Origin of the sequence: Mesorhizobium sp. Root552 (assembly GCF_001427285.1) — a bacterium.
Taxonomy (GTDB): domain Bacteria; phylum Pseudomonadota; class Alphaproteobacteria; order Rhizobiales; family Rhizobiaceae; genus Mesorhizobium.
In genome coordinates this window covers 31,176-43,474 of record NZ_LMFV01000008.1, presented here as the reverse complement: position 1 = coordinate 43,474, position 12,299 = coordinate 31,176, and the positions used below count along the sequence as shown (strand labels likewise).

Annotated in this window: 12 protein-coding genes; 6 read left to right on the top strand and 6 right to left on the bottom strand. The window is 62.8% G+C overall.

All coding sequences use genetic code 11. From position 1 onward, the window contains the following. Window positions 1-63 precede the first annotated feature (63 nt). Entirely contained in the window at window positions 64-663 is a 600-nt protein-coding gene (locus ASD50_RS04740; protein WP_056236803.1) for an NADPH-dependent FMN reductase, read from the bottom strand. 88 nt (window positions 664-751) lie between these two features. On the opposite strand from ASD50_RS04740, the gene ASD50_RS04735 reads away from it, so the two are divergent. Then, complete coding sequence (locus tag ASD50_RS04735) at window positions 752-1,123, top strand: winged helix-turn-helix transcriptional regulator (RefSeq protein ID WP_162251983.1); 372 nt, start codon at window positions 752-754, stop codon at window positions 1,121-1,123. Between the two features lie 34 nt (window positions 1,124-1,157). On the opposite strand, the gene ASD50_RS04730 is transcribed toward ASD50_RS04735, so the two are convergent. Next, a complete protein-coding gene (locus ASD50_RS04730; RefSeq protein WP_056236798.1) occupies window positions 1,158-1,550 on the bottom strand; it encodes an acyl-CoA thioesterase in 393 nt (130 codons plus the stop codon). A 168-nt stretch (window positions 1,551-1,718) separates the two neighbouring features. On the opposite strand from ASD50_RS04730, the gene ASD50_RS04725 reads away from it, so the two are divergent. Genes ASD50_RS04725 through ASD50_RS04715 form a run of 3 tightly spaced genes read left to right on the top strand, consistent with a single transcriptional unit; the run spans window position 1,719 to window position 5,463 of the window. Then, a complete protein-coding gene (locus ASD50_RS04725; RefSeq protein WP_056236795.1) occupies window positions 1,719-3,335 on the top strand; it encodes a GMC family oxidoreductase in 1,617 nt (538 codons plus the stop codon). After that, window positions 3,332-4,543, top strand: a complete 1,212-nt coding sequence (locus ASD50_RS04720; protein WP_056236793.1) for a mandelate racemase/muconate lactonizing enzyme family protein — start codon at window positions 3,332-3,334, stop codon at window positions 4,541-4,543. Before ASD50_RS04725 ends, ASD50_RS04720 begins: the two co-directional genes overlap by 4 nt. Next, entirely contained in the window at window positions 4,540-5,463 is a 924-nt protein-coding gene (locus tag ASD50_RS04715) for an NAD(P)-dependent oxidoreductase (RefSeq protein ID WP_056236791.1), read from the top strand. Before ASD50_RS04720 ends, ASD50_RS04715 begins: the two co-directional genes overlap by 4 nt. A gap of 84 nt (window positions 5,464-5,547) precedes the next feature. On the opposite strand, the gene ASD50_RS04710 is transcribed toward ASD50_RS04715, so the two are convergent. Together ASD50_RS04710 and ASD50_RS04705 are read right to left on the bottom strand one after the other, a co-directional pair. Beyond that, window positions 5,548-6,492, bottom strand: coding sequence for a diacylglycerol/lipid kinase family protein (locus tag ASD50_RS04710; RefSeq protein WP_244484430.1), 945 nt, complete (start codon window positions 6,490-6,492; stop codon window positions 5,548-5,550). A 136-nt stretch (window positions 6,493-6,628) separates the two neighbouring features. Further along, window positions 6,629-6,871, bottom strand: a complete 243-nt coding sequence (locus tag ASD50_RS04705; protein ID WP_056236788.1) for a DUF1344 domain-containing protein — start codon at window positions 6,869-6,871, stop codon at window positions 6,629-6,631. Between the two features lie 426 nt (window positions 6,872-7,297). Between ASD50_RS04705 and ASD50_RS04700 the strand changes: the two genes are divergently transcribed. Further along, complete coding sequence (locus ASD50_RS04700; protein ID WP_056236786.1) at window positions 7,298-7,555, top strand: SemiSWEET family sugar transporter; 258 nt, start codon at window positions 7,298-7,300, stop codon at window positions 7,553-7,555. A gap of 8 nt (window positions 7,556-7,563) precedes the next feature. On the opposite strand, the gene ASD50_RS04695 is transcribed toward ASD50_RS04700, so the two are convergent. Both ASD50_RS04695 and ASD50_RS04690 read right to left on the bottom strand, forming a co-directional pair. Next, window positions 7,564-8,601, bottom strand: coding sequence for a CapA family protein (locus ASD50_RS04695; protein WP_056236784.1), 1,038 nt, complete (start codon window positions 8,599-8,601; stop codon window positions 7,564-7,566). Between the two features lie 10 nt (window positions 8,602-8,611). Next, complete coding sequence (locus ASD50_RS04690) at window positions 8,612-8,929, bottom strand: DUF1330 domain-containing protein (protein WP_056236781.1); 318 nt, start codon at window positions 8,927-8,929, stop codon at window positions 8,612-8,614. 128 nt (window positions 8,930-9,057) lie between these two features. Here ASD50_RS04690 and uvrB point away from each other — a divergent pair, with 128 nt between their 5' ends. After that, complete coding sequence (gene uvrB, locus ASD50_RS04685) at window positions 9,058-12,279, top strand: excinuclease ABC subunit UvrB (protein ID WP_056236779.1); 3,222 nt, start codon at window positions 9,058-9,060, stop codon at window positions 12,277-12,279. The last annotated feature ends 20 nt before the right edge of the window (window positions 12,280-12,299 follow it).

Sequence of the window (12,299 nt, the reverse complement as noted above, 5' to 3'; positions counted from 1 at the left end):
GGTACATGAGCACCGGCAGCGAAGAAAGGCGACAGTTTGCAGGCCACTATCATCTGAAAGTCCTCAGGCGGCCTGTGCCGTCTCGGCCTCGTTGTAGCGAGCCGTCTTCAGCACCTTGGCCCACCAGGCAAGCTCCTCAACGGTTGCATTCGCAGCCTGGTTAAGGTGTTCGAACTCTTCCAGCTTCTTGCCGTGCTGCTTGATCTGGATGAAATCGCCCCAGGTGATGTGGACCGCGTTGCGGATCGGGGCCATCTGCAATTCGATTGCGTTCAAGCGCAACTGCTCGACGGCACGCGCGCCGCCGACGCCGCCGTAGCCCACAAAGGCAACAGGCTTGCGGTTCCATTCCGTATAGGCGTAGTCGAGCGCGTTCTTCAGCACGGCGACGGGGCCGCGGCTGTATTCCGCCGCAGTGATGATAAAGCCGTCGAAGCCGGCAACCTTCTTCTGCCAGCGTTGCGCCACTTCGCTCTTGGACGGGCTATAGAGCGAGGATGACAACTCGTCGAAGAACGGCAGCGGAAAATCGCGCAGGTCGACGATCTCGATATCGAGGTCGCCTCTCGCCTTGGCAATCTCGGCAACCCAATGGGCCGGCGTTTCGGCAAACCGGCCCTCGCGCGTCGAGCCGATGATGACTCCAATCCTTGGTTTCGTCATAGTGGTCTCTCCTGTGGGGAATGTGGTATAAATTGGATACCTGCACTATATGAGTGACTGTCATCCAGTTCCGCAAGGAGGCACTTTTTTGAAACCGAGGCACTTGCACCACACCGAGGATTGCCGCGCCATCAGCGCCATCCTGCAACGGGTGGGAGATAAATGGACTGTCCTGGTGGTCTCGACGCTGGGCAACGGTCCGATGCGATTCAACGAACTGCGTCATGCCGTCGGCGGCATTTCACAGAAGATGTTGACGACGACGCTGCGCAGCCTGGAGCGTGACGGCTTCGTCACCCGCACCGTCTTTCCGACCATCCCGCCGCGCGTCGATTATGAATTGACCGATCTTGGCCGCGAACTGCTCGTCCCCGTAACCGCACTAAGCGATTGGGCGCGCGCCAATACAGGCCGCATCACCAGCGCCCGTGCGCAATTCGACAGCACTGCAACGAGCTGAAAGGCCAACGGCGCAAGCCGCCATCACCTGAATTCTACTCGGCCGGGACGGGCTTGGGTTTGCCCTCGCCATCCAGCGCCACCATGACGAAATCGGCGTAGGTAACCTTTTCCATCAGATCGGACAGGTAGCGCTGGGCCCAGGCCTCGACCTTCAGCGTGATCGACGTGCGCCCGACGCGCTCGACATGGGTGTAGATGCACAGCGTATCGCCGACTTTCATCGCCTTGGCGAAAGCCATCTCGTTGACCGCCGCGGTCACGACGCGTCCACGCGCCCGCTCGGCTGCGCGGATACCACAGGCAAGATCCATCTGCGCCATCACCCAGCCGCCGAATATGTCACCGGCGGCATTGGCGTCAGCGGGCATGGCAAGCGTGCGCAACGTCAGTTCGCCACGCGGTTCGCCGTTTGAATAATGCACCATGCCGCAACCTTCTCGTCTGACTTGCCATCCGTCCGTAATGCCGCTCGCATGGTGCGTCAACGCAGTTGGCGGTCGCTTTTTTCATAAGCCATGACGGAAGGCCCGATGACGGCCAGCGTCCTACCAGTCTAGGGTATCGGCGAAATTTCCGGAGCCGCTTCACCCATCATGACCACTTATGACTTCATCGTTGTCGGCTCCGGCTCTGCCGGTTCGGTCGTGGCGGAAAAACTGTCGGAAAGCGGCCGCTTTTCAGTCCTCGTTCTGGAAGCCGGCGGCACCGACCGCCGCTTCTATGTCCAGATGCCGCTTGGCTACGGCAAGACCTTCTTCGACCCCGCCGTCAATTGGAACTACAAGACCGAGCCCGATCCCGGACTTGCCGGCAACGCCGACCATTGGCCGCGCGGCAAGCTGCTCGGCGGCTCCAGCTCCATCAACGCCATGGTCTGGATCAGGGGTGCGCGCGAGGATTTCGACGCATGGGCCGAGGCCGGCAATACAGGTTGGAGTTTCCATGACCTCCTGCCGATCTTCAAGGCAATCGAGGACAATGAAGCTGGCGCCGATGCATGGCGCGCCAAGGGCGGCCCGATCCACGTCACCGACAACCGCCGCAAGGTCCATCCGCTCACCGATCGCTTCCTGAAGGCTGGCCAGCAGGCAGGGCTTGCGCTCAATCAGGATTTCAACGGCGCTTCACAGGAAGGCGTCGGCGTCTACCAGATCACCACGAAAAACGGCCGGCGCATGTCAGCCGCCCGCGCCTTCCTGCGCCCGGCAATGAAACGCGCCAACGTCCGCGTCGAAATGAACGCACTGGCCACCCGCATCCTGTTCGAGGGCAAGCGCGCCATCGGCGTCGAATACATGCAGGACGGCGAGCGCAAGACCGTGCGCGCCGGTCGCGAGGTCATCCTCAGCGGCGGCTCGATCAACACGCCGCAACTGCTGCAACTGTCGGGCGTCGGCCCCGCCGCACTGCTTGCAGGCCTCGGCATTCATGTCACCCATGCCTCGGAAAATATCGGCCGCAATCTGCAAGACCATCAGGGCATCAATTACACCTGGAAAGGCCGGTTGCCGACGCTGAACCAGATCCTGCGCCCGTGGTGGGGCAAGGCGCTGGTCGGCATGCAGTACCTGTTGTTGCGCACCGGTCCGCTGTCGATGTCGATGAACCAGGGCGGCGGCTTCTTCCACACCGATCCCGGCCAGCGCCGGGTCAACATGCAGCTTTATTTCCAGGCCTTCTCCACCGTCATCCCCAAAAGCGGCGAACGCCCCATCCTGTCGCCCGATCCTTGGCCCGGATTCTCCATCGGCCTTTCCAATTGCCGGCCCTCCAGCCGTGGCCAGATCATGATCCGCTCGGCCAATCCGCTCGACTATCCGAAGATCATGCCCAATGCCTTCTCGACCAACGAGGATGTTTCGGAGATGCTGGACGCGGTGAAATTCCTGCGCAAGCTGGCTTCCATGCCGGCCATTGCCGAGATCGTGGAGGAAGAGGTTTTGCCAGGTGCGTCAATCACTTCCGACGCCGACCTGATTCAGGATTTCAGGAAGCGTTCTGGCACCGTCTACCATCCCGTATCCACCTGCCGCATGGGACCCGATCCCGCGCGCGCCGTCGTCGATCCGCGCCTGCGGGTCCACGGCCTGTCGGGCCTGCGCGTCATCGACGCCTCGATCTTTCCCGACAACGTCACCGGCAACACCAACGCCGCATCGATCATGACCGGCTGGAAAGGCGCGCTCATGGTTCTGGAGGACAATCGATGAAAATCACCGACGTCAAAACCTTCGTGGTCGGCAATCCGCCGCCGGGCATCGGCGGCAAATATTTCATCTTCGTCAAGCTCACCACCGACGGCGGCGTCGTCGGCTATGGCGAGGCCTACAACGCCACGTTCTCCGCCCATGTCACGGCGCGCATGATCGAGGACATGGCCGAGCGCTACCTTGTGGGCCGCGACCCGCACGACATCGAGAGCTTCTTCCGCCGCTGCTACTCGTCCGGCTTCACCCAACGCCCCGACGTCTCCGGCATGGGTTGCTTCTCCGCGCTCGAAATCGCCTGCTGGGATATCATCGGCAAGGAAGCTGGCAAGCCGGTCTACAAGCTGCTCGGCGGTCAGGTGCACGAGAAACTGCGCTCCTACACCTATCTCTATCCCCACACCGGCTCGGTCCATTCCGAGGATGCGCACGGCAGGAACGTCTACAACGACCCCGACCTCGCCGCCGAATGCGCCGCGCTCTACGTCGAGCAGGGCTTCAACGCCGTCAAGCTCGACCCCGCCGGCCCCTACACCGCCTTCGACGGCCACCAGCCGCGCCTTCACGACATCGACCTCTCGGCCCGCATGCTGAAAGCCATCCGCGAGGCAGTCGGCACCAAGGCCGACATCCTGTTCGGCACCCACGGACAGTTCACCGCCTCGGGCGCGCTGCGCATGGCCGCGGCCATCGAGCCCTACGATCCGCTCTGGTTCGAGGAGCCGGTGCCGCCGGACATGCCGGAAGTGATGGCCGAAGTGGCGCGCGGCACGAGAATCCCCATTGCCACCGGCGAGCGGCTGACCACCAAGTTCGAGTTCGCCCGCGTCATCGAAAACCGCGCCGCCTCCATCCTCCAGCCCGATCTCGGCCGCTCCGGCGGCATCCTCGAGACCAAGAAGATCGCGTCGATGGCCGAGGCCTACCACATCCAGGTCGCCCCCCACTGCTATTGCGGCCCGATCGTCGGCGCTGCCAACATCCAGCTTGCCGTCACCTTGCCCAATTTCCTCATCCTGGAATCGCTCAAGCAGTGGGACGGCTTCCACGCCACGCTCCTGAAGAAAAAGATCGAGTGGCAGGACGGCAACGTTATTCCGTCAAAAGAGCCCGGCATCGGCGTGGAACTGGACGAAGCCGTCTGCGAGGCGCATCCTTACACCGGCAAGGATTTGCATCTGCAGATGACCCAGGATCCCTTGTTTCCATGAGCGCGCGGCACAAATACGCTTTCATCGGTCTCGGCAATCTCGGCAGCAACCTGGCTGCCAGCCTCCTGCGCAACGGCTTTTCGCTTGTCGTCTATGATCCCTCGCCGGCCGCCGTCGAAAAGCTCATGGCGCTTGGCGCCAAGCCTGCGGTAAGCCCCGCCGTCGCAGCAGCCAAGGCCGGCAATGCCATCACCTGCCTGCCCTCGCCCAACATCAGCGAAGCCGTCCTCACCGGCCCCGGCGGCCTGCTGGAGGGCTTGCCCGAAGGCGGCACGTGGATCGAGATGTCCACCAACGGCCGCGACGAAATCATCCATCTCGCCGCACTTGCCGCAGCGCGCGGCATCCAGACGCTTGAATGCCCGGTCACCGGCGGCGTGCATCTGGCGGCATCCGGCCAGGTTACCGCACTGGTCGGTGGCGACCTCGCCCTCTACGAACACCATCGCAAGGCAATCGAAGCGATGTGCGCCCGCTCCTTCCACATGGGGCCGGTCGGGTCGGGAGCGATCATCAAGGTCATCACCAACATGCTGGCCTTCATCCATCTCGTCGCCGCCGGCGAGGCGCTGATGCTGGCCAAGACCGGCGGGCTCGACCTCGCGCAGGCCTACCACGCCATCGTCGCGTCCTCAGGCAATTCCTTCGTCCACGAGACCGAGAGCCAACTCGTGCTGAACGGCTCCTACGACATCGGCTTCACCATGGACCTCGCGCTCAAGGACCTCGGCTTCGCCATGCGCATGGCCAACGAGGCAGGCGTGCCGCTCGACCTCGCCCAGCGGGTCAACTCGATCTTCGAAAAAGGCAAGGAAAGTTATGGCGGCGGCGCCTGGTCGACCCAGATCGTCAAGCTGCTGGAAGATGCCGTCGGCAAGGAGCTTCGTGCGCCCGGCTTCCCGGCCCGGCTGGAAGCCTGACCCCTATCACACCCAGCAAAATCAATCACTTACGCATCCCGTCGGAATCAATCCAGCAAGCGCTTGAATCAGTTCCTGAAGCGCTCAATACCGCAATGTCAGCGCCCCCGGCAGCATCTCGAACGTCGCCGGAATGCGCCCCGGCGACTCCCCGTCTATATCCACCAGCGCGCCGTTGACGGAAGCGCTGCCCACCGGCTCCACCAGCACCTTGCGGCCGCGCAGCATGGTGATCGCCGGATGGTTGCGGTGCCTGCCGCCATAGACCAGCCGCAGGTCCCAGATCAGTTGCAGCTTGCTCGCCGCTTTCAGGATCACGATTTCGAACTGCCCGTCGTGCAAGTCGGCATCCGGCGCAATCATCATGCCGCCGCCGAAGAAGCGGCCATTGGCGACCGCCACCAGCGCGATGCTTGCCTCCACCGGCTTGCCGTCATCCACCGTTATGCGCACCCGCTGGAACCGGTAGCGCACGAATTCCGCCACCGTGCGCCAGTAAAACAGCGCCTTGGCCGAGACGCGCCCCTTGCGCTTGTCGGCGTTCACCGCGCGGTCGGTCACGCCCGAAAGACCAAGGCTGGCAATGTTGATGAAATGCCGGCTGGCCAGCTTGCCGTGGTCGTCGACATAGGTGATGCGCCCGGCATCGACCTTGCGGCCCTTGGCCCCGGCAATCTGCTTCAGCAGCACATCGAGCCTCTTCGGCAGGCCGAGCCCACGCGCGAAATCTATTCCCGTGCCGCAGGGCAGCAGCGCCAGTTCCGTTACGCGGCGGGTTTCGTCGAACGCCTGCAACAGACCGTCGGCCACCTCGCTTGCGGTGCCGTCGCCTCCTGCCGCGATCACCAGATCGCAGCCTTGCGCCGCAAGATCGATCGCAAGCCGCTCCGCATCGCCTTCGGCAAGCGTCTCCCGCAGGTCGAACTCGCCGAAATGCGTCTTCAGCAGCGCCGCCACCCGCGGCCAGTCTTGCTTGAGCTTGCCGCCTCCCGCCACCGGATTAAGGATGACACCCACCTTCAAGCGCATGCCTCCCCCGCAATGCCTCTTGGCTTACGGAATAAAGCATTGGCCCGGAAAGTGGAATCCGGTTTTTAAGTTGGCAAATAGAAAGGCCGGCCCCATCGGGACCGGCCGGAAACTCTACGCGTATTCTACTTAGGCGCTACGAAGCGTTCTGGATCGATGTCACCGTGCCGGTGGTGTCGTCCACGGTGACGACAACCTTGGCCCCGACCGCCAGTTGATCGACAGATGCTTCGGCTGGAAGCTGGTAGATCTTGCCATCGTCAAGCGTAATCGACTTGGTCTGCGGGTCGACCGATTGGATGGTGCCTTCCACTGTCGCCGCATAGGCGGTGCTGAGGAATGCAAGCAGGGCGCCGGCGGTAGCAAGGGTCTTCTTCATGGATCGTACTCCGTTTTGAGCGGTTTCGTCCTCCCGGCCAGCTTGCTTTCGCCGTTGCCGGGAACGCCACCAGACCTAGGCCCAGGCAGCCTCCCGTTCAAATCACGAAGGGTGACTTTTCCAAATGGATTCAGGAACTTATTTCCGACACATTGCCAACGGCTCTCCCGCTTCGGCCCTGACGAACGCCAAATTGTGACAGCCGCAAACCCACCAAAACGAGTCGCTTGCGCCATTCATGGCAAGGGTTTGTGACAACCACACCGGGGCCGCATTTGCCGCTTCCTTCGATCACGAAATCGGTCCCGGATGTTTTTCCGCAACACATTTTGTTTCGTTGGTCCAACAGGGCGGCCAAGCTTCCAAACAAACGCCAAATCTGGCATATCAGGCTAGCAATCCGGCTCCTTTCCGAAAGCTACCACCTTGCATCCTTCATTCGAAATCATTGGCGCGGTCGCCGCCGTCATCACGACCTTTGCATGGCTTCCGCAGATCCTGAAAATTCTGCGCGAGCGGCAGGCTAAGGACATCTCTCTGGCCACCACTGCGGCCTTGGCCTTCGGCGTCTTCCTGTGGGTGGTTTACGGCCTTGCCATCGGCTCGACGCCGGTCATCGCCGCCAACACGGTCTCGTTCCTGTTCATTGCAGCGATTGTCGGTCTGAAACTGCGCTTCCGCTGAGCCCAGCCTCACGCCGGAAAGATCGCAGCCAGCCGCGCATCGACCCGGTTCTTCATCGTCCCTGCAAGAGCCTCTAACGGCAGCAGCCGTTCGCGCGCACCCTCACGCAACCGGTAGAAGAATTGTATCCGGTAAGCGGCCGCCTTGCCCAGCGTTTCGGATTCGGTGCTGATATCCGCGATAAAGATTGCGCCGATCCGGCCCGGCCAGGGCTGCCGCGTAAACACCGTGCCGAGAAAGTCCCCCAGCCCGTAGGCCGCGACGGAATCCCCGATCCGCTCGACCGGCTGCACCACATGCGTATGGTGGCCTGCAATCAGTCCTGCACCTTGGGCGGCCAGCCGACGGGCCGTCTCACGCGTTTCGGCTTGTGGGAAATGCCGGAACTCCCGGTCCCAATGAGGCACCGCAACCAGCAGGTCGATCCCCTCGCGTCCCTCGTTCAACCAGCCGTCCGGGTCCATCATCACCCGCCCGGCAAACATCTCGTGGGAGGCATTGCGCCATTGCGTGAACGCAGCGAAACCCACGGTCAAAGGTCCGGCCTTGATGCGGGTCAAAGCTCCATTGGCCACTGTTCCGATCGGCCTTATACCCATCTCTCCAAGCGTCGCAACCGTTTCATCGAACCCGTCAGCGCCTTGGTCGAGCGCATGATTGTTCGCCAGCGACAGCACAAGCTTGCGCGCCCCCACGCCCGCAGCCTGGAGCGCTCCTTCAAGGAAGCTCCGCGTCATCGCGTGCCGCAACCCCAGCCCCGTCCCCACCTTCGCCGTCACTCGCCGAACAACCGGGCTTTCGCAATTGCCGACTATCAGGTCGGCCTCTGACAGGACCTCGGCAAGCACCGGATCGAAGATAGGCAAACCCCGGTTCGCCACGGCCGAAATATCGCCGACAAATGCCAGCCGCACCGTGCTGGCCGGCATTGGCCGCAACAGTGCCTGCGCCGGCGGCGCGAACGCGCCGGACCCGCCCCCGAGCGACGGTTTCAGGAACCGGGGCAGCCAGGTCAGCTTGTAGGAAAGCGGATAGTTCGAGGCCACCGGGCAGGCGCTAAAGCTTGGGGTCGGGGTTTTCCGTGTTTCCGCGGCTTTCCTGGATCAGCACGCGGACAGCCGCCGACGCGTCTCTGAACTTGCAGGCCTCGACATATTCGGGGTCCGACAACCATGCCTCTGCATGTGCTTTGTCAGGAAATTCGAGCAGCACCATGCGTTCCTTGAACGCCTCTCCCTTGGTCGTCGTCACCTCGTCGCCGCGCGTCAGGAACCTGCCGCCGTGCCGCTTTACCAGGGGCGGCGTCAGGTCCGTGTACTTGCGATAGGTTTGCGGGTCATGGATCGCCATTGTCGCCACCACATAAGCCGTCATGATCTCTCCCGGATACCTGTTGAATCGGCCCGATCCTGACAGCCTGATGTCAGCAATTCAAACTGAAACAAGCGATGCAGCGCCATTCTGCTCTTCCCATTTAGTCTGACTCCTCCCATATTCCGGCAATGGCCAAAACCCCTGCAAAGAATGCGCCTTCACAGGCCGAAGACAGCCGCATGCCCCGCAAGCGCGGCAATGCCGTCACCGACTATCTCGACGCGTCCGAGCCGCTGGAGCGCAAGGGCTTTGCCGAAGCGCCGCAGGCTGAATTTTCCGGAGCCCCCCTTTCCGGCTCCATCTCCGATTGGGCCGAGCAGATCGCGCGCGAAGCCGAATTACCGAGCGAAGCTCGGCAAGGCCGGCCGGCCGTCGCGCCCGATGGCGCGCGCTCCCGCGACGCCGAAGGCGCGCAGAAAGAAGGAGGGCGGAGCGAGCCGCGTAGCGGCGGCAGCGTGAGCGCAAAAAAGAAAAAAATCCCCGAGCGTTCTTCTTCGCCCACCCGCTCCGGGCGCGGCACGTCGATGGGCGGCGCAGCATCGGCCAAGGAACGCGTCGCTGTCGGCCTGAACCCGGTCGCCGGCATCGACATCAGCCTGGAAGACGCCGAAACGCTCTCCAACTCCGGTGTAACCGCAACGGTGGCAGCGCTGTCGGCGCTTATTGAATCCGGCAATCCGCTTCACAAGGACGGCGTTCTGTGGACGCCGCACCGGCCCGCCCGCCCGGAAAAGTCCGAAGGCGGCATCGCCATCAAGATGGAGTCGGACTTCCAGCCGGCGGGCGACCAGCCGACCGCCATCAAGGACCTTGTCGAAGGCGTCAACAATACCGATCGCACGCAGGTCCTGCTCGGCGTCACCGGCTCCGGCAAGACCTTCACCATGGCAAAGGTGATCGAGGAGACGCAGCGACCTGCCCTCATCCTCGCACCCAACAAGACGTTGGCTGCCCAGCTCTATTCGGAGTTCAAGAAATTCTTCCCGGAGAACGCGGTCGAGTATTTCGTCTCCTACTACGACTATTATCAGCCGGAAGCCTACGTCCCGCGCACCGACACCTACATCGAGAAGGAATCCTCGATCAACGAGCAGATCGACCGCATGCGCCACTCGGCCACGCGCTCGCTGCTTGAGCGTGACGACGTCATCATCGTCGCTTCCGTGTCCTGCATCTACGGTATCGGCTCGGTCGAAACCTATACGGCGATGACCTTCCAGATGGCGATCGGCGACCGTCTCGATCAGCGCCAGTTGCTCGCCGACCTCGTGGCCCAGCAATACAAGCGTCAGGATGCCAACTTCGTGCGTGGTTCCTTCCGCGTGCGTGGCGACACCATCGAAGTCTTCCCCGCCCACCTTGAAGACCGTGCATGGCGCATCTCGATGTTTGGCGACGAGATCGAGCAGATTACCGAGTTCGACCCGCTTACCGGCCACAAGACCGGCGACCTGAAATCGGTCAAGATCTACGCCAACTCGCACTACGTCACGCCACGCCCGACCTTGAATCAGGCCATCAAGTCCATCAAGGAAGAGTTGCAGCACCGTCTGGCCGAGCTTGAGAAGGCGGGACGCCTGCTTGAAGCGCAGCGGCTTGAGCAGCGCACGCGCTTCGACCTCGAAATGCTGGAAGCCACCGGTTCCTGCGCCGGCATCGAGAACTATTCGCGCTATTTGACCGGTCGCCAGCCGGGCGACCCGCCGCCGACCCTGTTCGAATATGTGCCCGACAACGCGCTCATCTTCATCGACGAGAGCCATGTTACCATCCCGCAGATCGGCGGCATGTATCGCGGCGACTTCCGCCGCAAGGCGACGCTGGCCGAATACGGCTTCCGCCTGCCGTCCTGCATGGACAACAGGCCGCTGCGTTTCGAGGAATGGGATGCCATGCGCCCGCTGTCGGTCGCCGTTTCCGCGACGCCGGGCGGTTGGGAAATGGAGCAGTCCGGCGGCGTCTTCGCCGAACAGGTCATTCGCCCCACCGGTCTTATCGACCCGCCGGTCGAGGTCCGCCCCGCCAAGAGCCAAGTCGATGACGTCGTCGGCGAAATCCGCGAGACGACGAAAAAGGGCTACCGCACGCTCTGCACCGTGCTCACCAAGCGCATGGCCGAAGACCTGACCGAATACCTGCACGAGCAGGGCATCCGCGTGCGCTACATGCACTCCGACATCGACACGCTCGAGCGCATCGAGATCCTGCGCGACCTGCGTCTCGGCGCGTTCGACGTTCTCGTCGGCATCAACCTGCTGCGCGAAGGCCTCGACATTCCCGAATGCGGCTTCGTCGCCATCCTCGACGCCGACAAGGAAGGCTTCCTGCGGTCCGAAACCTCGCTGATCCAGACGATTGGCCGCGCCGCCCGCAACGTCGACGGCAAGGTCATCCTCTACGCCGACCAGATCACCGGCTCAATGGAACGCGCCATGGCGGAAACCAACCGCCGCCGCGAAAAGCAGCTCGAATACAACCTGGCCAACGGCATCACGCCGGAAAGCGTCAAGTCGCGCATCTCCGACATCCTCGATTCGGTCTACGAAAAGGACCATGTCCGCGCCGACATCTCGCAGTTCACCGATGAAGCCGGCGCGATGATGGGCAACAATTTGAAGGCCCATCTGGAGGCGCTCGACAAGCAGATGCGCGATGCCGCCGCCAATCTCGACTTCGAGAAGGCCGCCCGCATCCGCGACGAGATCAAGCGGCTGCGCGAGATGGAACTCGCCATCTCCGACGATCCGCTCGCCAAATACGCCGACATGGAAAGTCCCGTCTCCGGCCGCGAGAAGGGCAAGCACAACAAGGGCCGCGAACGCCATCGCACGGTCGATGACAGCGTTTCCTCTCCCCGTCCACGGGGAGAGGATGCCGGCAGGCAGGTGAGGGGCAGCGCTGCCCCGCCAACATCCCTCTTCGCCAAGCCGTCCATCGACGACATGGGCCCCGGCACCGACATGCCGACCCCGGCCAATGCCGTTTCACGCTCGCTGTTCAAGAAGCAGTCGGCGCGCGAAGCCCACGGCTCCGATTTCGGCATCCCCGAGGAAACCGGGCGCAGCCCGAGTGGCCGACAGGCCGCCGCCGATCGTTCGGCGCCCCTGCGGAGCGAGCCGCGCAGCGGCGACAGCGTGAGCGAGAGAAAGCCATCTTTATTCCGCAAGAACTCGCTCGATGAAATGACCGTGCGCCGCACCGAAAAGCCGGTCGAAGGCGTCAAGCCGGCAAAGCCGGAGGATGTAAAGCCAATCGTCCGCGAGCGTACCGGCATCGGCTCCTACGAGGATCCGGCGGAAGCGGCGCGGCGCAAGCGCCGTCCGTCCAAGACCGGCCGCCCCGGCCATTGATCGCGAAAAGCCCGCGTTAA